Raw genomic sequence first — 22497 nt, forward strand, 5'->3', positions numbered from 1 at the left:
CAGAGTGTTGACTATGAAAAGATCAAATTTGATTGCCACGAAATATGGCACGGATCGTCCAGAAAAGCCACCCAGATCAGGCCTAGAAAGGTAAGTTTATCGCGAGATCGCAGAGCCAATATCAATTCAAAAGTGAAATCAAAATCACAGAAACAAATTTTCAACATTTTATTAACTGGCTCGTATTTTAGCATTTCGTTTTTGTGGCCACTTTAGGGCTTACTGAATAAAACTTGCGTGATTAGTCACGTTAGGTGCATAGGCTAAACCGCTTTTGGGGTGCATAAATCCTCAGCTTGTTATCAAAAAGTGCATAATAGTGAATAAAAAATCACGATTAATAAGCAAAATTCAATTCTAACAAGCCATCAATTGAGCATAGATCCTCAAAAACGTTGTTCCGTTCGATAGCCAGTTAGTTGGAATTTAATCTGTATAAAATTAAGAACAACAGGTTTTATGACCAATTATTAGCCAAATACCTTGTATTAACTCAATCTACAAAACTTGCATATTACGGACAAGCTTGTCATAAATAGACGCTGGATTAATAGTAAGGATGCAAAATGAGTAAGCTGTACGTTGGCTCCGAAGTCGGTCAATTGAGACGAGTTCTCCTAAATAGACCTGAAAGAGCACTCACCCACCTCACCCCTTCAAACTGTCATGATCTTCTATTTGATGATGTACTTGCCGTTGAAGCCGCTGGTGAAGAACATGATGCCTTTGCAGAAACGCTGCGCAGCCAAGACGTAGAAGTGCTACTGCTGCACGACCTGCTAGTAGAGACGCTTGACGTATCTCAGGCTCGTGAGTGGTTGCTGAATACTCAAATCTCAGATTTCCGTTATGGGCCGACTTTCGCCCGTGACTTAAGAAACTACCTTGCTCAAATGGATAATGAGCATCTAGCAACGATCTTACTCGGTGGCTTGGCCTACTCTGAGCTTCCTATCAAATCATCATCGATGCTGCCTAAAATGCATCGACCACTCGATTTCGTTATCGAGCCACTGCCTAACCACCTATTTACGCGAGATACCTCTTGCTGGGTTTACGGCGGTGTATCGCTTAACCCGATGATGAAGCCTGCACGTCAACGTGAAACGAATCATCTGCGTGCTATCTACCGCTGGCACCCAGTGTTCGCAGGTCAAGATTTCATTAAGTACTTTGGTGATGAAGACCTTCACTACGACAACGCTAACATTGAAGGCGGTGACGTACTGGTTATCGGTAAAGGTGCGGTACTGGTTGGTATTTCAGAGCGTACTAAACCACAAGGTGTCGAAAACCTAGCGGCTAGCCTATTTAGATCAGGCCAAGCGAGCGAAGTGATTGCGATCGATCTACCAAAACACCGCTCTTGTATGCACCTTGATACGGTGATGACACACATGGATATCGACACGTTCTCTGTCTATCCAGAGATCGTGCGTAAAGACCTAGACACTTGGCGCTTAACGCCAAAAGAAAATGGCGAAATGCGTGTCGAGAAAGCTGAAAACTACCTCTCAGCTATTGAAGGCGCGCTAGGCCTTGATCAACTGAAGATCATCACAACCGGCGGTGATAACTACGAAGCTGAGCGTGAACAGTGGAATGACGCAAACAACGTACTGACAGTGAAACCAGGTACCGTGATTGGTTATGAACGTAATGTTTACACCAATGAGAAATACGACAAAGCGGGTATCGAAGTTCTAACGATTCCTGGCAACGAGCTAGGCCGTGGTCGTGGCGGCGCGCGCTGTATGAGTTGCCCTATCGAAAGAGACGGTATCTAAGCTGATAACTCAATAGAGTAAAAATACAATAACTCATCTAGGCCAGTATTCATTTACTGGCCTTTTTTATCAAATTAATAAAATAAATATTCACAAATATAGCATTTTTATGTTTAACTAAGTTCTTCATTGATTCTATATACGCAAGGAGCGAGAGATGGCCTTTAATCTTCGCAATCGTAACTTTCTAAAACTTCTCGACTTTACTCCTAAAGAGATTCAGTTTTTACTCGACCTGTCTGCTGACCTAAAAAAAGCTAAGTATGCAGGTACGGAACAGAAGAAACTCAACGGCAAAAACATTGCTTTGATCTTCGAGAAAGCATCAACTCGAACACGATGTGCGTTTGAAGTGGCCGCCTTTGATCAAGGTGCTCAAGTCTCTTACCTTGGTCCTTCTGGTTCTCAGATTGGTCAAAAAGAATCAATGAAAGATACGGCGCGTGTATTAGGGCGTATGTACGATGGTATCGAATATCGTGGTTTTGGCCAAAGTATCGTTGAAGACTTAGGCGCTTATGCTGGCGTGCCTGTTTGGAACGGCTTAACCGATGAGTTCCACCCTACTCAAATCTTGGCTGATTTCCTCACTATGCTTGAGCATGGCCGCGGGAAGCATCTACACCAAATCAGCTTTGCTTATCTAGGCGATGCACGTAATAACATGGGTAACTCTCTGTTAGTCGGTGCCGCGAAGATGGGCATGGATATTCGCCTTGTCGCGCCTAAAGCGTTCTGGCCAGAAGAGCAGCTTGTCGAAGAGTGCCAAGCTATCGCGCAAAGTACAGGTGCCAAAATCACGCTGACAGAAGACGTTGCCGAAGGCGTGAAAGGCTGTGATTTCCTTTATACCGATGTTTGGGTTTCGATGGGCGAGGCGCCAGAAGCTTGGGACGAGCGTGTTGCGGTTATGACGCCTTATCAAGTGAATATGGATGTTATTAAGCTCACTGGTAACCCTCAAGTGAAATTCATGCACTGCTTACCTGCTTTCCACAACAATGAAACCGTGATCGGCCAACAAGTCGCAGATAAGTATGGAATGAACGGTTTAGAAGTTACTGATGAAGTCTTTGAATCGGATTACTCAATTGTGTTTGATGAAGCTGAGAATCGCATGCATACCATCAAAGCAGTAATGGTTGCGACACTGGGTCAATAGCGAATACTGAAAGTAAACAAAAGCTTGATGTAATCGCTTGCGCTCACAAATTGAAAGCGTATAATTCTCGGCAATTTGTCTGAGAGTAGTGAAAATGACGCCAAGCAATGTTGTGATAAAACATAATGATATTGTGAAAACACATAGTAATATTGTGAAAACACCAAATATTGCTCGTAAGCTAAGATGCTTACCAGGCCGTCTATTCTGCTTTTCAGCACTTTTTTAAAGCCTCCCATTATGGGGGGCTTTTTTATGGCCAATACATTATTGTGGGGAAGAAGATCATGGCGAACTCGCTCTATCAAAAGCACATCATCTCAATTCCAGAGCTTTCTCGTGAAGAGCTAGAATTAATTGTTCAAACGGCAGGTCAGCTAAAGGCTGAACCAAACCCAGAACTCATCAAGAACAAAGTTGTTGCCAGCTGCTTCTTCGAACCTTCTACACGAACTCGTCTCTCTTTTGAAACTGCGATTCAACGCATCGGTGGTGATGTGATTGGTTTCGACAGTGGTGGTAACACTTCTTTGGCAAAGAAAGGCGAAACGCTAGCGGACTCGGTACAGGTTATCTCTTCATACGTTGACGCTTACGTGATGCGTCACCCTCAAGAAGGCGCAGCGCGTCTGGCTTCTGAGTTCTCAAACGGTGTACCTGTTATTAACGCAGGTGACGGCGCAAACCAACACCCAACACAAACGTTACTAGACCTATTCTCTATCGCTGAGACACAAGGCCGCCTCGACAACCTAAACGTTGCATTCGTTGGTGACCTTAAGTACGGCCGTACGGTTCACTCATTGACTCAAGCACTAGCGAAGTTCGACAACATCTGTTTCTACTTCGTGGCTCCAGAAGCTCTAGCGATGCCAGACTACATTTGCGAAGAGCTTGATGAAGCGGGCATCAAGTACCAACTATTGACGGACATGGAAGATGTGATTCCTGAGCTCGATGTCTTGTACATGACTCGAGTTCAAAAAGAGCGCTTCGATGAGTCAGAATACGCGCACATAAAATCCGCATACATCCTGACCGCTTCGATGCTGGAAAATGCACGCGATAACCTGAAGGTTCTGCACCCTCTTCCTCGCGTTGATGAAATTACTGTCGATGTCGATAAAACACCTTACGCTTACTACTTCCAGCAAGCAGAGAATGGTGTTTACGCCCGTGAAGCATTGCTAGCCCTTGTTCTTAACGAAACGCTGTAGAGGAGAGATATCATGTCTAAAGAGACTCAATTACAAGTTGAAGCAATCAGAAACGGTACTGTTATCGACCATATCCCAGCCAATATCGGGATCAAGGTGCTAAAACTGTTCGACATGCACAACTCTCATCAGCGCGTGACGATTGGCCTGAATCTACCGTCTTCTGCACTGGGCGGAAAAGACCTGCTCAAGATTGAGAATGTGTTTATCACAGAAGAACAGGCGAGCAAGCTGGCACTTTATGCGCCTCATGCAACAGTGAACCAAATAGAAGATTACGAAGTAGTTAAGAAGCTACCACTAGAACTTCCTGAGCAAATCAACGATGTGTTCGAGTGTCCAAATACTAACTGTATTACTCACAATGAACCGGTTGAAAGTAGCTTTAAGATCTTTGAAAAGAAAGAAGATATTCGATTGAAGTGTAAGTATTGCGAAAAAGTCTTCTCTCGCGAGATCGTGACAGAAAGATAACGTCATACTGCAAAGAAGACCGAATGTAAAAACTATCAAATACCTCGCCTGTGCGGGGTATTTTGCGCTTTACCTATCCAAAGTTTGAAGGCACACTGAAAATTGATTTTTATCTAATAACTGATGGAATAAACCAATGACTAAAGTACTTCACACAGAATCTGCTCCAGCTGCAATCGGCCCATACGTACAAGGCGTTGACCTTGGCAACATGGTACTGACTTCTGGTCAAATCCCAGTAAATCCAGCAACTGGTGAAGTATCTGCTGATATCGCAGAGCAAGCTCGCCAATCTCTAGACAACGTTCAAGCGGTTGTTGAAGCTTCAGGCCTGACTGTAAAAGACATCGTAAAACTAACGGTATTCGTTAAAGACCTAAACGACTTCGGCACAGTAAACGAAGTTTACGGTAAATTCTTCGATGAGCACGGCGTTGCAAACTACCCTGCACGTTCATGTGTTGAAGTAGCTCGTCTGCCAAAAGATGTAGGTATCGAGATCGAAGCTATTGCGGTTCGCAAATAGGTTTTAATCTTTAGATTAAACACCTTCTAATAAACGACTTAGCGTAATACTGGGTGTTTATTAGATACAAAAAAAGGTTGCCCAGTTGGCAACCTTTTTTATTGTTCATCGTTTCGCTTAGATAATTACTTTTTATTAAGCTCAACCACTTCTTTGTCTAACTCTTCAAGTTTCGCAGCCATCTGCTCACGAGCTAGGTTAGCCAGTTCACGAACATTAGACTTGTCGTAGCCTTCAGTGCTGATTGGTGGCAGCATTTCAACAATCACGTGACCATTGTTCCAACGGTTTAGCTTCACGCCACCGGTTGAGCTACACACGATAGGGACGATAGGCAAGCCAGCACCAATCGCAGCATGGAATGCACCTGTTTTGAATGGCAGCAGACCACGGCCACGAGAACGAGTGCCTTCAGGGAACATCCAAACTGAAACATCGCTCTCTTTTAGACTCGTCACGACCTGATCAATCGTACCTACCGCTTTGCTACGGTTAGCACGGTCAATTAGGATGTTACCCGTCAACCAGTAAAGCTGACCAAATAGAGGCATCCACACTAGGCTTTTCTTACCAACAGTTACCACTTTTGGCGTTACCGCTGATGAAATCGTGAATAGATCCCAGCTGTTTTGGTGGTTCGCCACATAAACATGTTGGCCGCGAGAGTAGGCATCTTCTGGGATGCGAAGCTCTAACTTCATGCCGAAGATCTTCGACATGCGACCGAAATAACGGCCAAAGGTAAATACGTGTTTCGGGTTGCGTGGACTTAATAGGCAGTAACCACAACCAAATACAAACATAAGAATCGCAAATATCGCCACTGCGAAAATACGTAATATTGCTATCATTTTGTTCCTCACCGACCGCCAAGTTGATTCATCTATTCGCGCAAAAATGAGCAATAGATTTACTCGCGGTAAATACAACTATAAAAAAGCCGAAACCAAGGTTCCGACTTTTATGTTTTCATCTTACTGATTCATGAATCCACTAACCTAGGTTAGTTCGACTCACTAAATCGTGTAATGTTTGCGCCTAAGGCTGACAATTTATCTTCAATCTTATCGTAGCCACGATCGATGTGATAAATACGGTCAACGATGGTTTCACCTTGAGCAATACAGCCAGCAATAACAAGGCTCGCAGATGCGCGAAGGTCCGTTGCCATTACTTGAGCGCCGCTCAGTTTTTCCGTTTCACCACAGATAGCCGTGTTACCTTCGATTTCCGCTTTTGCACCCATTCGCTGTAACTCAGGAATGTGCATAAAACGGTTTTCAAAGATAGTCTCAGTGATAACACCACTGCCCTTCGCCATCATGTTAAGCAGAGTAAACTGTGCTTGCATGTCGGTTGGGAAACCAGGGTGAGGTGCCGTTACGATTTTCACCGCTTTCAGTTCACGACCCGTCATATCAAGACTGATCCAGTCTTCGCCCGTTTCAACCTTCGCACCCGCTTCTTCAAGCTTCGCTAAGGCAGCTTCAAGAAGATGAGCGTTGGTGTTGCGACAAACCACTTTACCGCCAGAAACAGCAGCAGCAACCAGGAAAGTACCTGTTTCAATACGGTCAGCAACCACAGAGTGTTGGCCACCACCAAGACGTTCAACGCCTTCGATAGTAATCGTATCTGTACCTGCGCCAGAAATTTTAGCACCCAGTTTGTTTAGGAAGTCAGCCGTATCAACAATCTCAGGCTCACGCGCTGAGTTATCGAGTACTGTTGTTCCTTCCGCTAGCGTTGCTGCACACATGATAGTAATGGTGGCACCCACACTTACTTTATCCATCACGATGTGCGCGCCTTTCAGACGGCCATCAACACTTGCTTTCACATAACCATCTTCCAACTTAATGGTCGCACCTAGTTGCTCTAGGCCGTGGATATGCAGATCAACAGGTCGAGCACCAATTGCACAACCGCCTGGAAGTGACACTTGGCCTTCACCAAAACGAGCGACTAGAGGACCTAAAGCCCAGATAGAAGCACGCATTGTTTTCACTAAATCGTAAGGCGCACAAAATTCATTAATTTCGCTGCCATCGACATGAACACTACCATTACGCGATACTTTTGCGCCTAAACGCTTAAGCAGTTCCATCGTAGTATCGATGTCACGTAGGTGAGGAACGTTACTTACTTCAACTGGCTCTTCAGCAAGAATTGAAGCAAATAAGATAGGTAGCGCTGCATTTTTTGCGCCTGAGATCGTCACTTCACCGCTTAGCGGCTTATCCGATCCAATAACTCGAAACTTTTCCATCATAAACCTTAAAGTGACATCAGTTTCTTATCACGTTCCCACTCTTCCGGCGTGAAAGCCTTAATAGAAAGAGCATGGATGTCATTGCGTTGAATGTATTCCATTAGTGGGCCGTAGATTAGTTGCTGCTTCTTAACTCGATTCATGCCGTCAAAACATGGATCAACCGCAACAACTTCGTAATGACTGCCTTCCCCTTTCACGAAAATTTCCTGAAGGTTCAGTGCTTCTGCTAATAATTCTTGTACTTTTGTGCTGTCCACAAATAGCTCCTGCCTAATTTTTTATGTGTTCTGCCATCATTGGCTGGATATTGCTCAATTGGAACAACGTTCGTAATTGTTCTGGCACGAAACTGAGCATTATATGACAGTTTTGATTTTTTGCATGCTCTAATAAGTGAATTAGCATCACCATTCCTGCTGAATCGACTCGGTTTATATGGCTAAGGTCAATTTCAACGCTCGATTCCGTCGTTTGCCACTTTTCCAATATACGCCAGATTGCAGGGACACTGTCTCGGTCTAAATCACCGAACAGTTGATACTCTTTAGAGCTTAGTGCTTGCCATTGAGAATGGCTCATTATTTGTTACTCTCAAAACGAATCGGTTGTGCGGCTAATTTCTCTAGTTCGTCTGCAACTTGTAAGATGCCTTCTTGACGAATCTTAGTATTCCACTCCGATTGCTTGCTCGACAACAAACTAATACCTTCGGCAACCATATCAAATGCTTTCCACTCGCCAGATTTCTTGTCTTTGCGAAGCTTAAATTCAAGCTTAATGTTTGGTCGCGGCGTATCGATGATGTCGACCTTGATACTGGTAATGCGGCTATCCGCTTTGATTTTTGGTTCTGGACCAAATTCAATCGTCTGATCTGTGTATTGAGTCAGCACTTGGGCATAAGAAGAAACAAGGTATTTACGGAATGAATCGATAAACACGCCCACGTCTTTTCTATCCGCGCCTTTCAAGTTTGGTCCAAGTAACTTAAGAGCTGCATATTGTGCATTCACATAAGGCATCAACTCTTCTTCCACGATGACCTTCAATAACTCTGGATCTTGGTGGATGTTGTCTTGTTCACTCTTCAAACGCTCAAATGCCACTTCGGCAACTTGAGTCATCATCTGGTAAGGCTGAGTACGGTCAATCGATTCTGCAGCAAAGGCTTGGGTAGAAATAAGCAACGCCATTGCCGCCATAAACATTGATTTCAAGTAACCAATAGCTTTTAAATAACTAATAGTTTTCAACATTATCTTATTCCTTAGCTTCGCTGTCATTAGAACCACCAACGCTATACAGCACTTGGCCAATCAAATCTTCTAGTACCAATGCTGACTTAGTGTCTTCAATCGAATCACCATCGACCAACATCTCTTCATCATCAAAAATGAAGCCTGGAACCAGACTAATGTACTGCTCACCAATTAAGCCAGATGTTAAAATTTGAGCACTAGAGGTATCTGGAAATTGTGAGTACTTCCCGTCAATAGACAGTTCAACGACAGGAAGGTAGCTCTCGGTATCAAGCTCAATGCTTTTAACTCGTCCAACAACGACGCCACCCACTTTCACTGGAGAACGAACTTTTAGGCTGCCAATGTTGTCAAAGGTCGCTTTTAGATTGTAAGTATGGTTCGAACCTATGCCTTTTACGTCAGCGACTTGAAAGATCATGATTAAGATTGCGCAAATTCCGGCAATAACAAAGGTGCCGACCCATAATTCTAATTTTCGAGTTTGTTGCATGATTAATTCCCAAACATCAATGCGGTAAGAACAAAATCTAGCCCTAGTACCGCTAGAGAAGAGTGCACTACAGTGCGTGTGGTTGCCTGACTGATACCTTCTGAAGTCGGTACTGCGTCATAACCATTGAAAAGTGCGATCCAAGTTACGGTGATAGCGAAGACCATACATTTGATCATGCTGTTACCAATATCTCGGCCAAGTTCTACTGAAGACTGCATCGCAGACCAGAAACTGCCGTGATCAATGCCTTTCCAATCAACACCAACCAGTTGACCGCCCCAAATACCTACCGCCATAAAAATCATAGCAAGCAATGGCATTGAGATAAGCCCGGCCCAAAGACGTGGTGCAATAATGCGTTTAAGAGGGTCAACGGCCATCATCTCAAGGCTTGAGATCTGCTCTGTTGCCTTCATTAACCCAATCTCTGCCGTGAGTGCTGAACCGGCTCGACCTGCAAATAATAACGCAGTCACCACAGGCCCCAACTCACGCAACAGTGAAAGCGCGACCATTTGACCAAGGTTTCCCTCAGCGCCGTAGTCAATTAACACGACATAGCCCTGCAGGCTGAGCACCATGCCGATAAACAGACCCGAAACTAAAATAATAGCCAATGACTGAACGCCAACGCTATAAAGTTGTTTTACTAATAAGGGGAAGTTTTTTAGTCGCGGGATGCCAAACAAAGCCCCAAATAACATCAGGCTTGCTCGACCAAATGACTCACAGCTCGCAAGTGTACGCTTACCGACACCCGCAATAGTTTTAACAATCATATTAAAACAAATCCTTTTCTAAGCTCTTCGCAGGGAATCTAAATGGTACTGGACCATCGGCTTCGCCTTGCAAAAATTGCTGCACTCTCGGATCGCTATTGTTGTACAACTCATCAGGTGTTCCAGCGGCAATAATCTTGCTATCTGCCATGAGGTAAACCCAATCAGCAATACTCATCACCTCTGGCACATCGTGAGAAACAACAATCGAGGTTAAGCCCAAGGCTTGATTGAGATTTCGTATCAATTCAACCAATACGCCCATGGTGATGGGATCTTGGCCAACAAACGGCTCATCGTACATGATAAGTTCTGGATCCAGTGCGATTGCGCGCGCCAGTGCGGCACGCCTAGCCATTCCGCCAGACAACTCACTCGGCATCAATTGCGCAGCACCACGTAATCCTACCGCTTCAAGCTTAAGTAATACGATGGTACGAATGAATTTTTCATTAAGTTCAGTGTGCTCTCGCAGCGGAAACGCCACATTATCAAAGACATTGAGATCCGTAAAAAGCGCACCCGATTGGAATAGCATGCTCATTTTCTTACGTGCTTGATATAGCTTTCGACGTGATAATGCAGGGATATTGTCACCATCAAACCAAACTTCGCCTTCATCTGGCGGCAGTTGCCCACCGATCAAACGCAGTAAAGTCGTTTTGCCGATCCCAGACGGCCCCATGATGGCGGTTATCTTGCCTTGAGGCACCTCTAAACTGATGTCATCAAAGATAACGCGGTCACCGCGTGAGAAGCTGAGGTTCTTAACTTTCACAAGCTCAGTGTTCAACATATTTTTGTTGTTTCCTTGCTTTAAAAAACGCCAATTATGGCTGCAATAATAATGAGTCTACTTTAGAATTAAAAGCACTGTTCAATTAATTCATATTAAACAGGAATCTATGCAGGGATTTGAAAGCATTAGGAAATTATCTATTGATCTCTCTTTCTTGCCTGCTAACTGGTAATTAATTTGCCGAGTGACTTCCCTTTTATCTAGCAACAGGTCAAAATTAGCGGTTAATTCTCCGTTTTTATTAATTTTTTAGGAATCATCATGCTTGAAGCGATTGCGTTTCTTATTATCGGTCTAGGTTTTTTGGTGTGGAGTGCAGATAAGCTGGTTTACGGTGCCGCTGCTCTTGCTCGCAACTTCGGTATTTCACCACTAGTTATCGGTATGACGATCTTAGCAATGGGGTCTTCGGCTCCTGAAATGATGGTTTCTGCGACAGCAGCCCTTGATGGCAAAACAGATACAGCTGTAGGCAACGTACTGGGCTCTAACATCGCCAACATCGCGCTGATTTTAGGTATTACAGCCCTTATCAAGCCGTTATCGATTAGCTCAGGCGTGATTCGTCGTGAACTACCATTAATGATCGGTGTCACTCTGCTAGCGGGCGCCCTATTGTGGGATAACCATTTAGGCTTCTATGAAGGCGTGTTGTTGTTTGTTCTTTTTGCCGCGTTTTTGTTTGCTATGTTGCAAATCAGCCGCAGCGAGAAAAAGAACGGCGATGCTTTCCTTGATGAGCAAGAATCAGAGATCCCTGAAGGCGTAAGTAACCCTAAGGCTGCAATGTGGGTCGTGATTGGTCTAATCGTCCTACCTTTAGCTGCTGATATGCTGGTAGATAACGCTGTGATCATCGCGAAGTTCTTCGGCATGAGCGACCTTGTCATTGGTTTAACCATCATTGCTGTTGGTACTAGCCTTCCTGAACTTGCAGCATCACTAGCCGGCGTTATGAAGGGTGAAGATGATATGGCTGTAGGTAATATCATTGGTTCAAACGTATTCAACATCCTTGCTGTTATGGGTATCCCGGGCATCCTAAACCCTTCGATCTTGAGCGAGTTCGCTATGGGTCGTGACTTCTGGGTAATGCTAGGCGTATCGCTACTACTTGTTGTGATGGCACTAGGAAAATCTCGTAGTGTGAATCGTATTGAAGGCGGCGTGTTAATTGTGACGTTCGTGGCCTACCAAAGTTACCTATTAATGAACATGTCGGCTTAATTGTTGATTTAACTTCCCGTACTTGGAGTATTTGATGTCTCAGCCATTTGATTACCGCAGCGTTGCAAAACAAGTTTTGGAAACCGAAGTTGCAGGTCTCACTCAATTAGACCAATATTTTAATGATGATTTTTGTAAAGCTTGCGACCTTATCCTGAACAACAAAGGCAAAGTCGTTGTGATGGGCATGGGTAAATCAGGCCACATTGGCAACAAAATCGCAGCAACATTGGCAAGTACCGGGACATCGGCTTTCTTTGTTCACCCAGGCGAAGCGGCGCATGGCGACTTAGGCATGATCGAACCTGGTGATATTGTGATTGCAATATCCAACTCCGGCGAATCGGGAGAAATCCTCAGCCTATTTCCTGTGTTAAAGCGTCTGAGCATCAAGATCATCAGCATGACAGGCAAGCCAGCATCAAACATGGCAACCCTGTCTGATATCCATTTACAAATTTCAGTACCGGAAGAAGCTTGTCCGCTGGGCTTAGCACCAACAACAAGCACCACGGCGACTTTGGTCATGGGTGATGCATTAGCCGTTGCACTTTTGCAGGCTCGAGGCTTCACCGCTCAAGACTTTGCCCTGTCTCATCCTGGCGGCGCTTTAGGTCGTCAGCTGCTGTTGAAGCTCGACGACATCATGCACACAGGCGATTCACTTCCTGTTGTAGCACCCGACGCACTAGTAAGAGACGCTCTACTAGAGATATCTCAGAAAGGCTTAGGCATGACAGCAATCGTTGGTGAAGATGGCCAAATGGCCGGTATTTTTACCGATGGTGATTTACGCCGTATCTTAGACAAACGCGTTGATATCCATAACACGCAGATCGGTGATGTGATGACGCTAAACCCGACGGTAGCCGAGCCAAACATGCTCGCGGTTGAGGGCTTAAACTTGATGCAAGCGAAGAGCATCAATGGCCTGATGTTATGCCAAGAAGGTAAATTAGTAGGAGCGTTAAACATGCATGACTTACTGAAAGCAGGAGTAATGTAATGACACAGACAGTCGAAACTCTATACGGCACTGTTAATTCAGATGTATTTGCGATTGCAAAAGAGATCAAACTGCTGATTTGCGATGTCGATGGTGTCTTCTCTGATGGTCGCATCTACATGGGCAACAACGGTGAAGAGCTGAAAACCTTCCACACTCGTGACGGTTACGGTATCAAATCACTGATGAACGCAGGCATTGAAATCGCGATCATCACGGGTCGCAAATCTCAAATTGTTGAGAATCGTATGACCGCTCTAGGCATTAAGCTGATTTATCAAGGTCAAGACGATAAAGTTAAGGCATACCAAGATATTTGCGATAAGCTTTCTGTAAACCCTGAAAATACAGGTTACATCGGAGACGATCTGATTGACTGGCCTGTAATGGAAAAAGTTGGCTTGAAGGTCTGTGTGGCAGATGGGCACCCGCTACTTGCAAAGCGTGCAAACTACGTGACAACCATTAACGGTGGTCATGGCGCGGTACGTGAAGTCTGTGACCTTATTTTACAAGCAAGAAATGAACTCGACGTGCATAAAGGTTTAAGCATATGAGTTTTACTCGTATTATCTATTTAATACTCATATTTATTGCCTCTTGGTCGACCTATTACTTGTACGACAAAGAGCAAACATCAACGATACAAGTGGCTCCAAATTTGGAGCTGCCCGCGTTTAGTGGCAAAAGCCTGAACAACATTAGCTACGACGAAAGCGGTATTCGCAGCTATCAGGTTGAATCGACGTATTTAGAACACTACTCAGTAGTTGGCGATACGCACTTTCAAAACCCAGTTCTTTCGGTATTCCGTGAAGGGCACACGATTGAATGGCAAGTCACCGCTGATCGCGCGATTATGGATGAGAATCAAGTTGTCACGTTTTATGACAACGTCGTGGCAAAGAACCTGTTGCCAGAAGCCAGCTTCGATACAATGACCACAGATAAAATGGTTGTTGAGCTGCCTAGCCGAGATTTTTATTCAGAGACTCCGGTCCATATGATCGGTACATTTTTTGAAACTGAGGGACAAGCAATGAAAGGTAACTTCGGTACCAACAATGCAACCCTCTTTAATTCTGTTCAAGGTAGATATGAAACTCTTACACCTTAGTTTATTCGCTTTGACCCTTGCGGCACCTAATGTCTATGCTCTGTCTTCGGATAGTGAGCAACCTGTCTACATTGACTCAGACAGCCAGCAATTGGATATGAAAAGTAACCAAGTGACTTTCCTTGGTGATGTGAACCTTAAACAAGGCAGCATCAATATCAATGCCGATAAGGTTATTGTTACTCGTAACGCCGTAAACGGTGAGATTGAAGAAATTCAAGGCTTCGGTAAGCCAGCAACCTTCTCTCAGCTTACTGACGACGGTAAGACACTCTACGGTGAAGCTGACGACCTGCACTACCAGCTTGTTGCCGACCGACTGATCATGACTAAGAATGCGATGTTATCTCAAGATGGCAGCATCATTCGCGGTTCTAAGATCACTTACCAGATCGGCTCTCAGAAATTAGTCGCTGACAGTGGTGAAAACAAACGAGTGTCAACGGTTTTACAACCAACGGAAGTGAATAAGTAACGATGGCTGTTCTTAAAGCAAAAAACCTAGCGAAAACCTACAGTAAACGTAAGGTTGTTACCGATGTAAGCTTACAGGTAGAGTCAGGCCAGATCGTCGGTCTGCTTGGGCCTAACGGTGCAGGTAAAACCACATCTTTCTATATGATTGTTGGTTTGGTGGCGCGTGATGAAGGTACCATCAGCATTGATGACCGAGACATCAGTATCTTACCAATGCACAGCCGCTCTCGTCTTGGTATCGGTTACCTGCCTCAAGAAGCATCGATTTTCCGTAAGTTGTCCGTAGAGAACAACATCATGGCGGTTTTACAAACCCGTGATGAAATGACCAACGAACAACGCCAAGATAAGCTGGAAGACCTGCTAGAAGAGTTCCACATCCAACATATCCGCACCAGCAATGGTATGGCTCTGTCGGGTGGTGAGCGTCGTCGTGTAGAGATTGCTCGTGCACTAGCAGCAAACCCGCAGTTCATTCTATTGGATGAACCATTCGCCGGTGTTGACCCGATCTCAGTAATCGATATCAAAAAAATCATTGTTCACCTGCGTGATCGCGGCTTGGGCGTTTTGATTACCGACCACAACGTTCGTGAAACATTAGACGTGTGTGAAAAAGCTTACATCGTAAGCCAAGGACACCTGATCGCTGAGGGTACTCCTGAAGATGTTCTCAATAACGAACAAGTTAAACAAGTTTATCTAGGCGAACAATTCCGTCTATGATTATATAGAGAGTATCGAGAGTTCTAAGAATAATAACTAGGTAAGTCACACTGAATGAAACCCTCATTACAACTTAAGCTAGGCCAACAGTTAGCAATGACTCCTCAATTGCAGCAAGCGATTCGTTTGTTGCAATTGTCTACTTTAGATTTGCAGCAAGAGATTCAAGAAGCACTTGAATCTAACCCACTACTCGATGTCGAAGAAGGCAATGAAGATACGCCAACATCGGAAGAAAAACCTAGCAGTGACGAAAAAGAAACTGTTGAAGCCACAGAGCAAGACTTACCTGATAGCTCAGACTTAATCGAAAAATCAGAGATTGGCAACGAACTAGAAATCGACACAACTTGGGAAGACGTCTACAGCGCGAACACCGGTAACACGGGTATTGCGATTGATGACGACATGCCGGTTTATCAAGGCGAAACCACTCAAAGCCTGCACGATTACCTACTTTGGCAACTCGACTTAACGCCATTCACTGACACCGACCGAAGCATCGCTTTTGCATTAATCGATGCCATCGACGACTACGGCTACCTCACTGTAACTTGTGAAGACATCCTTGAAAACTTCGACAATGAAGAGATCGAGCTTGATGAAATTGAAGCGGTACGTAAACGAATTCAGCAGTTTGATCCGCTAGGTGTCGGTTCAGTCAACCTGCAAGATTGCTTGTTACTGCAACTGGCAACCTTTCCCCAAGATACGCCTTGGCTTAACGAAGCTAAGTTAGTACTTACTAGCCATATCGACCAACTCGGCAATCGCGATTACAAACTGGTTATCAAAGAGACCAAGTTGAAAGAAGCAGAACTACGTGAAGTTTTGCAACTGATTCAACAGCTGGACCCTCGTCCTGGCAGTAAGATTACTCCGGATGAAACTGAGTATGTGGTTCCAGATGTATCTGTCTTCAAAGACCTTGGCAAATGGTTAGTGACCATTAACCCTGATAGCGTGCCTAAGTTGAAAGTGAATCAGCAGTACGCTGATCTGGGCAGTAAAGGCAACAGCGCCGACAATCAATACATCCGCTCAAATTTGCAAGAAGCAAAGTGGTTAATTAAAAGCCTAGAGAGCCGAAATGAGACGCTACTCAAAGTTGCGCGATGCATTGTTGAACATCAGCGTGATTTCTTCGAACATGGCGAAGAAGCGATGAAGCCAATGGTTCTTAATGATGTTGCGTTAGCTGTTGATATGCACGAATCCACGATCTCTCGTGTGACGACTCAAAAATTCATGCATACGCCACGTGGCATCTTCGAGCTCAAATACTTTTTCTCAAGCCATGTCAGCACTGACAATGGCGGTGAATGTTCATCTACAGCAATTCGCGCACTCATCAAGAAGCTTGTCGCAGCGGAAAATACCGCGAAGCCTCTAAGTGATAGTAAGATTGCTGCTTTACTGGCTGACCAAGGAATTCAGGTAGCTAGACGTACCATAGCGAAATACCGTGAGTCTCTGGGCATTGCCCCATCGAGTCAGCGTAAACGCCTGCTATAAGCTCATTTAGTCGCTAGTTACTTAGCAACTATGATCAGGCAACCAACTGAAAAGGAAAGTCTATGCAAATCAATATTCAAGGCCATCACGTTGATCTTACCGATTCAATGCAAGACTATGTTCACACCAAATTCGACAAACTTGAGCGCTTCTTTGATCATATCAATAGCGTTCAGGTTGTTTTAAAAGTTGAGAAAATCAATCAAATCGCAGAAGCTACCCTGCATATAAATCAGGGGGAAATCCATGCGACAGCAACAGATGAAAGCATGTATGCCGCGATTGATTCATTGGTTGATAAACTCGTCCGCCAACTCAACAAGCACAAAGAAAAGCTAAGTAGTCACTAACATGCAATTAAGCGAAGTACTTTCATTGGACTGCACCAAAAGTGCAGTCCAATGCACAAGCAAAAAAAGAGCCCTTGAGCTCATCAGCCAGATAGCAGCTGAGAGCTGCGGTCAAGATTCAACAGAGCTATTTGAGTGTATGTTGAGCCGTGAGAAGATGGGCAGTACCGGTATTGGTAATGGTATCGCGATTCCCCATGCTCGTATGAATGTCAGTGATAAAGCGATAGCTGTATTACTACAATGCCAAGATCCTATCGAATTTGATGCGATTGATAATCGTCCTGTCGACCTACTATTTGCCCTGCTTGTTCCGAGTGAACAATGCAAAGAGCATCTAAAAACCCTTTCTTGTATGGCAGAACGACTAAACGACAAGCAGACTCTTAAACAGCTGCGTAATGCTCAGAGCGATCAAGAGCTTTACGACATCATGATTCAAGTGCCAACTTGCGAGCAATAACATGCGATTAATCGTGGTTAGTGGCCAATCAGGGGCCGGTAAAAGTGTTGCGTTACGAGTCCTAGAAGACTTGGGGTATTACTGTGTCGATAATCTACCAGTAAACCTGCTCAACAACTTTGTCGAATCGGTACGCGAAAGCAACCAAAACGTTGCGGTAAGTATTGATATACGTAACCTACCGAAAGAGCCTCAGTTAGTCACCGACACGCTCGAGCAACTCGAGTCAGCTACAAACATCGATGTTGATGTATTGTTCCTCGATGCCAGCAAGCAGACACTCCTTAAGCGCTACAGCGAAACCCGCAGAATCCACCCTTTATCAATTGGCCAAGAAAAGCTCTCTCTTGAGCAAGCGATTGATTTAGAGAAGACACTTCTGACACCTCTCGCAGAGCACGCCCGCATTGTGATCGACAGCAGTGACTGCAACCTCTACGAATTGAGTGAAAAGGTTCGATTTAAAGTTGAAGGCAAAGAGAAGCAAGAGCTGATCATCGTCTTTCAATCTTTCGGTTTTAAGTATGGCTTGCCAAGTGATGCCGACTACGTGTTTGATGTTCGCTTTTTGCCGAACCCTCACTGGGAACCTGCACTACGACCACTAACCGGGCTAGATGCACCAATTCACTCCTTTCTAGAAGAACACTCAGAAGTTCTGGAACTCAAGCAACAGATCCAAGGCTTTGTTGAACAGTGGTTACCAATGTTAGAGAAGAACAATCGCAGTTACCTAACGGTCGCGATTGGCTGTACTGGCGGCAAACACCGCTCGGTTTATCTAACCCAGAAAATTGGTGAGTACTTTGAGCAACTTGGCCATCAAGTTCAAATCAGACACGCCTCCCTAGAGAAGCACCAACAGGGCTAACCATGGAATTAACTCGAACTGTACTGATCCAAAATCGCTTGGGTCTTCACGCTAGAGCAGCCGTAAAGTTGGTTGAGCTTGCACAAAGCTTTGATGCAACCATCACTATCCATAGCGAAGAAGATAAAACAGCAACAGCAGACAGCGTAATGGGGTTACTTATGCTGGAATCAGCGCAAGGGCAACATATTACGATTCAAGCTGCAGGTACCGATTCACAGCAAGCACTGGATGCCGTCTGTCATCTCATTGAAGACAAGTTTGATGAGGGTGAGTAGCGAAAACGCTTCACTCACAACGCCTAAGACTCAAACAACGAACCAACCAATATTAAATCTTAGTTCTATCTAAGTTTATGATTTAAATAAGCCCTAGAATTAAGTTACTATTCCAAGCATTGTAAGAATAATGAGATAGGAGGAAAATATGGCAGAGCAATTAGAATTCGACCAAGCTCACCAAACCCTCCAAGAAGTCAGCGAAGCCCTAGAAAACGGCCGATTTGTTCACGTACGCCGACAACTTCAGGACATGGAGCCTGAAGATATTGCACACCTTTTAGAAGCCTCCCCTCGCAAAAGTCGTGACGTACTCTGGCAACTCACCGATCCTGAAGACTACGGTGAAATTCTTGATGAACTAAACGAAGACGTCAAAGATGCTCTTGTGTCGAAAATGGCACCTGAGACCTTGGCAGAAGCAACCGAAGGTATGGAAACCGATGACGTCGCGTACGTACTTCGAAGCCTACCCGACGATGTTTCTCGCGAAGTCCTTTCTCAAATGGACTCCGTCGATCGTGCATTAGTTGAAACTGCCCTGTCGTACCCTGAAGATTCAGCGGGTGCGATCATGAACACCGACGTAATCACGATTCGTGGTGATGTCGATGTTGACGTTGTATTGCGCTACATGCGTATGCGTGGCGAACTGCCGGATGCAACTGATGCTCTGTATGTTATTGATGAAGAAGAACGTCTTATCGGTAACCTATCACTTACCACGCTAGTAACGACTCAACCTGATGTCCCTGTTTCAGAAGTGATGGATGATGCCGACGAAGCGATCGCGGTAGAAACCAGTGCGTCAGATATCGCGAGCCTGTTTGAACGTCGTAACTGGGTTTCTGCGCCTGTCATCGATAGTAACCAGCACCTTGTTGGTCGTATCACCATCGATGACGTGGTTGATGTTATCCGTGAAGATGCCGAACACTCAATGATGAGTATGGCGGGTATGGACGATGACGAAGATACCTTCGCACCGGTCGTAAAATCTGCTCGTCGTCGTAGTGTGTGGCTTGGTGCTAACGTACTCGCAGCACTGGCGGCAGCATCTGTATCAAACATGTTTGAAGCAACGCTCGATCAAATGGCAGCGATTGCGGTTCTGATGACTATCGTGCCTTCGATGGGGGGTGTTGCGGGTAACCAAACCGTTGCTCTGGTGATTCGTGGTTTGGCACTCGGTCATATCGGTGACAGTAACAAACGCGAACTGCTACTCAAAGAGGCAGCCATCGGCTTCCTAAACGGCGTTCTATGGGCCGTTATCATTGGTGGTATCGTGGTGGCTTGGAAAGGTAACTGGATACTGGGAGGCATCATCTCAGCGGCGATGATGACCAACTTGATTGTCGCAGGTATTGCTGGTGTAACTATCCCAGTGATGTTGAAGAAGATGAATATCGATCCAGCCCTTGCTGGCGGTATGGCACTGACCACAGTAACCGATGTTATTGGCCTATCGGTGTTCCTAGGCTTAGCGACCATACTGATCTAGTTAGCATAAGCAGTTAGCCAATTTTTGGCGAAATACAGAAAACAAAAAGGGAGCCACGGCTCCCTTTTTTAATTCATCAGATTCGCTTTAATTGAATTACTCACCCGCGACTTTCATCGACTCAAGCAGGATAGAACCCGTTTGAATTTGCGAACGTGTTTCTACGTCGTTACCCACAGCAACAATCTGAGTAAACATGTCTTTTAGGTTACCTGCGATTGTTACTTCTGATACTGGGTATTGGATCTCTCCGTTTTCAACCCAGAAACCTGCAGCGCCACGTGAATAATCACCCGTTACGGTGTTTACGCCTTGGCCCATCACTTCAGTGACTAGGAAGCCAGTACCCAACTCTTTTAGCATCTGCTCAAAGTTTTGACCGGTCGATTTAACGAACCAGTTATGAATACCACCAGCATGACCGGTTGGCGTCATATCCATCTTACGTGCGGCATAGCTCGTTAGTAGGTAAGTTGCTAGCACACCGTCAGTGATGATTTCACGATCTTGAGTGAACACACCTTCGCTATCGAATGGGCTTGAAGCCAAACCACGCAAGATATGTGGTCGCTCAGAAATGTTAAACCAGTCAGGTAGGATTTTCTGACCGAGATGATCCAATAGGAATGACGACTTGCGGTAAAGGTTACCGCCACTGATCGCCATAACAAGGTGACCAATCAAGCCAGTTGCCACATCATTAGCGAACATAATTGGGTACTGGCCTGTTGGTAGCTTTTTCGCATCCAAACGGCTAATGGTCTTTTCTGCAGCTTCTTGACCTACACGCTCAGGCGTCCACAGCTCGTCACGGTGACGTGCAACGGTGTAGCTGTAGTCACGCTCCATCTCACCGTTAGCGCCTTGTCCAATTACACAGCAGCTCGTGCTATGACGACTAGAAGCATAGCTTGCTAGTAAGCCATGGCTGTTACCATAAACCTTAACGCCATAGTGGCTGTCGTAGCTTGCGCCATCACTCTGTTTGATCTTATCGCTATAAGCTAACGCTTGCTTCTCAGCAGCAATCGCAATCTCAGCGGCATAGTCAGGGTTTGGTTCATCAGGGTGAAAAAGATCCAAATCTGGAATTTCTTTTACCATGTATTCTTTTGCCGCAGGACCGGCAAATGGGTCTTCAGAAGTGTACTGAGCGATATCAAGTGCGGCCGCGACGGTTTGAGCAATCGCCTTTTCACTCAGATCAGATGTAGATGCGCTGCCTTTTTTCTGGCCGCGATAAACAGTAATACCTAGCGCACCATCACTATTAAATTCAACGTTTTCCACTTCACACATACGTGTTGAAACACTTAAACCCGTTGACTTAGTAATAGCGACCTCAGCTGCGTCTGCACTCACTGATGCCATATCCAACGCTTTAGCTACTGCGGCTTCTAGCTCAACTCTTTGCTGGGCGACTTGCTGTTTTACATCCATATCTATTCTAATTTTTTAGGTCAATATTACGTAGGATAACAAGAATTTCGCTTTCTCCCCAAGATTCTTGCTAAAATAGGCAATATATTCGTTTGAGATAGTGACATAGGCAGAAAAGATGGCTCGCAAAAACCAAAAAGCCCCATGGGAACCAGAAGAAGAAATCATCTGGGTAAGTAAGACAGAAATGAAAACCGACATGGAAGCGCTACAAAAACTGGGGGAAGAACTTGTTTCCCTGAAGCCTTCTGTATTAGACAAGTTTCCTCTGTCTGAAGATTTGGCACAAGCGATTAAAGATGCACAACGCTTTAAAAATGAAGCGAAGCGCCGTCAACTTCAATACATTGGTAAAGTAATGCGCAATGTTGATCCTGAGCCAATTCAAGCGGCTTTGGATAAAGTACGTAACAAGCACTCGCAAGCAACCGCTGAACTGCACAAGCTTGAGCAACTGCGTGATCGCGTTGTTGCTGAAGGCGATGCTGCCATTTCAGAAGTCATGGACATGTACCCTGAAGCAGACCGTCAGCGTCTTCGTCAGCTAGCTCGCCAAGCTAACAAAGAGAAATCAGCGAACAAGCCAGCAAAGGCTTCTCGTGAAATCTTCCAAATCTTAAAAGAGCTAAAGCTAGAAGACTAATCTTTGTCGCTTTATTCTGTAAGACAATAAAAGACCTAGCACATGCTAGGTCTTTTTGTTTTTGACGTACTCGATATCAAGAAGCACTCAATATCAATAAATACTC

27 protein-coding genes are annotated in these 22497 nt (G+C 44.9%); 18 read left to right on the forward strand and 9 right to left on the reverse strand.

Annotation, left to right across the window (positions count from 1 at the left end; translation table 11 throughout):
* The first annotated feature begins 566 nt into the window (after positions 1-566).
* The 5 genes from arcA to AB4329_RS03100 all read left to right on the forward strand — a co-directional run bounded on the left by arcA (position 567) and on the right by AB4329_RS03100 (position 5166).
* Positions 567-1787 carry an arginine deiminase gene (gene arcA, locus AB4329_RS03080; RefSeq protein WP_248339207.1) on the forward strand — a complete coding sequence of 407 codons (1221 nt, stop codon included), beginning with the start codon at positions 567-569 and terminating at the stop codon, positions 1785-1787.
* Positions 1788-1944: 157 nt separating this feature from the next.
* Positions 1945-2949 carry an ornithine carbamoyltransferase gene (locus tag AB4329_RS03085; protein ID WP_019821479.1) on the forward strand — a complete coding sequence of 335 codons (1005 nt, stop codon included), beginning with the start codon at positions 1945-1947 and terminating at the stop codon, positions 2947-2949.
* 287 nt (positions 2950-3236) lie between these two features.
* Positions 3237-4166, forward strand: a complete 930-nt coding sequence (pyrB, locus tag AB4329_RS03090) for an aspartate carbamoyltransferase (protein ID WP_012604860.1) — start codon at positions 3237-3239, stop codon at positions 4164-4166.
* A gap of 12 nt (positions 4167-4178) precedes the next feature.
* A complete protein-coding gene (gene pyrI / locus AB4329_RS03095) occupies positions 4179-4640 on the forward strand; it encodes an aspartate carbamoyltransferase regulatory subunit (RefSeq protein ID WP_372137651.1) in 462 nt (153 codons plus the stop codon).
* Positions 4641-4776: 136 nt separating this feature from the next.
* The gene (locus AB4329_RS03100; RefSeq protein WP_004735319.1) at positions 4777-5166 is read left to right on the forward strand and encodes a RidA family protein; all 390 of its coding nucleotides are present in this window, start codon (positions 4777-4779) and stop codon (positions 5164-5166) included.
* Positions 5167-5291: 125 nt separating this feature from the next.
* On the opposite strand, the gene AB4329_RS03105 is transcribed toward AB4329_RS03100, so the two are convergent.
* From AB4329_RS03105 to mlaF, 8 genes are all read right to left on the reverse strand, one after another.
* Entirely contained in the window at positions 5292-6017 is a 726-nt protein-coding gene (locus AB4329_RS03105) for a 1-acylglycerol-3-phosphate O-acyltransferase (protein WP_372132843.1), read from the reverse strand.
* A 152-nt stretch (positions 6018-6169) separates the two neighbouring features.
* Positions 6170-7435 (reverse strand): UDP-N-acetylglucosamine 1-carboxyvinyltransferase, encoded by a 1266-nt coding sequence (gene murA, locus AB4329_RS03110; RefSeq protein WP_017058925.1) that lies wholly within the window; start codon positions 7433-7435, stop codon positions 6170-6172.
* Positions 7436-7443: 8 nt separating this feature from the next.
* Positions 7444-7698 (reverse strand): BolA family iron metabolism protein IbaG, encoded by a 255-nt coding sequence (ibaG, locus tag AB4329_RS03115; protein WP_017058924.1) that lies wholly within the window; start codon positions 7696-7698, stop codon positions 7444-7446.
* Positions 7699-7711: 13 nt separating this feature from the next.
* Positions 7712-8020: a lipid asymmetry maintenance protein MlaB gene (locus AB4329_RS03120; RefSeq protein WP_017058923.1), complete on the reverse strand. Its 309-nt coding sequence runs from the start codon at positions 8018-8020 to the stop codon at positions 7712-7714.
* The gene (locus AB4329_RS03125; protein ID WP_120459707.1) at positions 8020-8649 is read right to left on the reverse strand and encodes a phospholipid-binding protein MlaC; all 630 of its coding nucleotides are present in this window, start codon (positions 8647-8649) and stop codon (positions 8020-8022) included. Before AB4329_RS03125 ends, AB4329_RS03120 begins: the two co-directional genes overlap by 1 nt.
* Positions 8650-8701: 52 nt before the next feature.
* Entirely contained in the window at positions 8702-9193 is a 492-nt protein-coding gene (mlaD, locus tag AB4329_RS03130) for an outer membrane lipid asymmetry maintenance protein MlaD (RefSeq protein ID WP_017058921.1), read from the reverse strand.
* 2 nt (positions 9194-9195) lie between these two features.
* Entirely contained in the window at positions 9196-9975 is a 780-nt protein-coding gene (gene mlaE, locus AB4329_RS03135) for a lipid asymmetry maintenance ABC transporter permease subunit MlaE (RefSeq protein ID WP_017058920.1), read from the reverse strand.
* 1 nt (position 9976) lies between these two features.
* Positions 9977-10771, reverse strand: coding sequence for a phospholipid ABC transporter ATP-binding protein MlaF (gene mlaF / locus AB4329_RS03140; protein WP_017058919.1), 795 nt, complete (start codon positions 10769-10771; stop codon positions 9977-9979).
* Between the two features lie 264 nt (positions 10772-11035).
* On the opposite strand from mlaF, the gene AB4329_RS03145 reads away from it, so the two are divergent.
* The 12 genes from AB4329_RS03145 (at position 11036) to mgtE (ending at position 20308) form a co-directional block, all read left to right on the forward strand.
* Positions 11036-12001, forward strand: coding sequence for a calcium/sodium antiporter (locus tag AB4329_RS03145; RefSeq protein WP_017063737.1), 966 nt, complete (start codon positions 11036-11038; stop codon positions 11999-12001).
* A gap of 34 nt (positions 12002-12035) precedes the next feature.
* Positions 12036-13007: an arabinose-5-phosphate isomerase KdsD gene (gene kdsD / locus AB4329_RS03150; RefSeq protein WP_017058917.1), complete on the forward strand. Its 972-nt coding sequence runs from the start codon at positions 12036-12038 to the stop codon at positions 13005-13007.
* The gene (gene kdsC / locus AB4329_RS03155; RefSeq protein ID WP_017058916.1) at positions 13007-13564 is read left to right on the forward strand and encodes a 3-deoxy-manno-octulosonate-8-phosphatase KdsC; all 558 of its coding nucleotides are present in this window, start codon (positions 13007-13009) and stop codon (positions 13562-13564) included. Before kdsD ends, kdsC begins: the two co-directional genes overlap by 1 nt.
* Positions 13561-14124 (forward strand): LPS export ABC transporter periplasmic protein LptC, encoded by a 564-nt coding sequence (gene lptC / locus AB4329_RS03160; protein WP_004735306.1) that lies wholly within the window; start codon positions 13561-13563, stop codon positions 14122-14124. Before kdsC ends, lptC begins: the two co-directional genes overlap by 4 nt.
* Positions 14105-14599, forward strand: a complete 495-nt coding sequence (lptA, locus tag AB4329_RS03165) for a lipopolysaccharide transport periplasmic protein LptA (RefSeq protein ID WP_017058914.1) — start codon at positions 14105-14107, stop codon at positions 14597-14599. Before lptC ends, lptA begins: the two co-directional genes overlap by 20 nt.
* A 2-nt stretch (positions 14600-14601) precedes the next feature.
* Positions 14602-15327 (forward strand): LPS export ABC transporter ATP-binding protein, encoded by a 726-nt coding sequence (gene lptB / locus AB4329_RS03170; RefSeq protein WP_004735304.1) that lies wholly within the window; start codon positions 14602-14604, stop codon positions 15325-15327.
* Between the two features lie 54 nt (positions 15328-15381).
* A complete protein-coding gene (locus tag AB4329_RS03175) occupies positions 15382-16842 on the forward strand; it encodes an RNA polymerase factor sigma-54 (protein ID WP_017058913.1) in 1461 nt (486 codons plus the stop codon).
* A gap of 62 nt (positions 16843-16904) precedes the next feature.
* A complete protein-coding gene (gene hpf, locus AB4329_RS03180) occupies positions 16905-17192 on the forward strand; it encodes a ribosome hibernation promoting factor (protein WP_009847742.1) in 288 nt (95 codons plus the stop codon).
* Between the two features lies 1 nt (position 17193).
* Positions 17194-17655: a PTS IIA-like nitrogen regulatory protein PtsN gene (ptsN, locus tag AB4329_RS03185; protein WP_004738707.1), complete on the forward strand. Its 462-nt coding sequence runs from the start codon at positions 17194-17196 to the stop codon at positions 17653-17655.
* A 1-nt stretch (position 17656) separates the two neighbouring features.
* The gene (rapZ, locus tag AB4329_RS03190; protein WP_372137652.1) at positions 17657-18526 is read left to right on the forward strand and encodes an RNase adapter RapZ; all 870 of its coding nucleotides are present in this window, start codon (positions 17657-17659) and stop codon (positions 18524-18526) included.
* Between the two features lie 2 nt (positions 18527-18528).
* The gene (locus AB4329_RS03195; RefSeq protein ID WP_017066670.1) at positions 18529-18804 is read left to right on the forward strand and encodes an HPr family phosphocarrier protein; all 276 of its coding nucleotides are present in this window, start codon (positions 18529-18531) and stop codon (positions 18802-18804) included.
* A 148-nt stretch (positions 18805-18952) separates the two neighbouring features.
* Complete coding sequence (gene mgtE, locus AB4329_RS03200; RefSeq protein WP_017058911.1) at positions 18953-20308, forward strand: magnesium transporter; 1356 nt, start codon at positions 18953-18955, stop codon at positions 20306-20308.
* A 96-nt stretch (positions 20309-20404) separates the two neighbouring features.
* On the opposite strand, the gene pmbA is transcribed toward mgtE, so the two are convergent.
* The gene (gene pmbA / locus AB4329_RS03205; RefSeq protein WP_017058910.1) at positions 20405-21748 is read right to left on the reverse strand and encodes a metalloprotease PmbA; all 1344 of its coding nucleotides are present in this window, start codon (positions 21746-21748) and stop codon (positions 20405-20407) included.
* A gap of 118 nt (positions 21749-21866) precedes the next feature.
* Here pmbA and yjgA point away from each other — a divergent pair, with 118 nt between their 5' ends.
* A complete protein-coding gene (gene yjgA / locus AB4329_RS03210; RefSeq protein WP_017069408.1) occupies positions 21867-22391 on the forward strand; it encodes a ribosome biogenesis factor YjgA in 525 nt (174 codons plus the stop codon).
* Positions 22392-22497 lie beyond the last annotated feature (106 nt).

The sequence above is a fragment of the Vibrio sp. 10N.261.54.A5 genome, from assembly GCF_041471145.1.
GTDB classification, from domain to species: Bacteria; Pseudomonadota; Gammaproteobacteria; order Enterobacterales; family Vibrionaceae; genus Vibrio; species Vibrio crassostreae_C.

Coding starts and splice junctions, on each gene's coding strand:
- yjgA (WP_017069408.1), top strand. CDS start 21,867: ATGGCTCGCAAAAACCAAAAAGCCCCATGGGAACCAGAAGAAGAAATC.
- ptsN (WP_004738707.1), top strand. CDS start 17,194: ATGCAATTAAGCGAAGTACTTTCATTGGACTGCACCAAAAGTGCAGTC.
- lptA (WP_017058914.1), top strand. CDS start 14,105: ATGAAACTCTTACACCTTAGTTTATTCGCTTTGACCCTTGCGGCACCT.
- lptC (WP_004735306.1), top strand. CDS start 13,561: ATGAGTTTTACTCGTATTATCTATTTAATACTCATATTTATTGCCTCT.
- AB4329_RS03120 (WP_017058923.1), bottom strand. CDS start 8,020: ATGAGCCATTCTCAATGGCAAGCACTAAGCTCTAAAGAGTATCAACTG.
- AB4329_RS03085 (WP_019821479.1), top strand. CDS start 1,945: ATGGCCTTTAATCTTCGCAATCGTAACTTTCTAAAACTTCTCGACTTT.
- mlaF (WP_017058919.1), bottom strand. CDS start 10,771: ATGTTGAACACTGAGCTTGTGAAAGTTAAGAACCTCAGCTTCTCACGC.
- mlaE (WP_017058920.1), bottom strand. CDS start 9,975: ATGATTGTTAAAACTATTGCGGGTGTCGGTAAGCGTACACTTGCGAGC.
- pmbA (WP_017058910.1), bottom strand. CDS start 21,748: ATGGATGTAAAACAGCAAGTCGCCCAGCAAAGAGTTGAGCTAGAAGCC.
- lptB (WP_004735304.1), top strand. CDS start 14,602: ATGGCTGTTCTTAAAGCAAAAAACCTAGCGAAAACCTACAGTAAACGT.
- murA (WP_017058925.1), bottom strand. CDS start 7,435: ATGGAAAAGTTTCGAGTTATTGGATCGGATAAGCCGCTAAGCGGTGAA.
- AB4329_RS03195 (WP_017066670.1), top strand. CDS start 18,529: ATGGAATTAACTCGAACTGTACTGATCCAAAATCGCTTGGGTCTTCAC.
- AB4329_RS03145 (WP_017063737.1), top strand. CDS start 11,036: ATGCTTGAAGCGATTGCGTTTCTTATTATCGGTCTAGGTTTTTTGGTG.
- kdsD (WP_017058917.1), top strand. CDS start 12,036: ATGTCTCAGCCATTTGATTACCGCAGCGTTGCAAAACAAGTTTTGGAA.
- AB4329_RS03100 (WP_004735319.1), top strand. CDS start 4,777: ATGACTAAAGTACTTCACACAGAATCTGCTCCAGCTGCAATCGGCCCA.
- arcA (WP_248339207.1), top strand. CDS start 567: ATGAGTAAGCTGTACGTTGGCTCCGAAGTCGGTCAATTGAGACGAGTT.
- pyrB (WP_012604860.1), top strand. CDS start 3,237: ATGGCGAACTCGCTCTATCAAAAGCACATCATCTCAATTCCAGAGCTT.
- kdsC (WP_017058916.1), top strand. CDS start 13,007: ATGACACAGACAGTCGAAACTCTATACGGCACTGTTAATTCAGATGTA.
- hpf (WP_009847742.1), top strand. CDS start 16,905: ATGCAAATCAATATTCAAGGCCATCACGTTGATCTTACCGATTCAATG.
- mgtE (WP_017058911.1), top strand. CDS start 18,953: ATGGCAGAGCAATTAGAATTCGACCAAGCTCACCAAACCCTCCAAGAA.
- pyrI (WP_372137651.1), top strand. CDS start 4,179: ATGTCTAAAGAGACTCAATTACAAGTTGAAGCAATCAGAAACGGTACT.
- AB4329_RS03175 (WP_017058913.1), top strand. CDS start 15,382: ATGAAACCCTCATTACAACTTAAGCTAGGCCAACAGTTAGCAATGACT.
- rapZ (WP_372137652.1), top strand. CDS start 17,657: ATGCGATTAATCGTGGTTAGTGGCCAATCAGGGGCCGGTAAAAGTGTT.
- AB4329_RS03125 (WP_120459707.1), bottom strand. CDS start 8,649: ATGTTTATGGCGGCAATGGCGTTGCTTATTTCTACCCAAGCCTTTGCT.
- mlaD (WP_017058921.1), bottom strand. CDS start 9,193: ATGCAACAAACTCGAAAATTAGAATTATGGGTCGGCACCTTTGTTATT.
- AB4329_RS03105 (WP_372132843.1), bottom strand. CDS start 6,017: ATGATAGCAATATTACGTATTTTCGCAGTGGCGATATTTGCGATTCTT.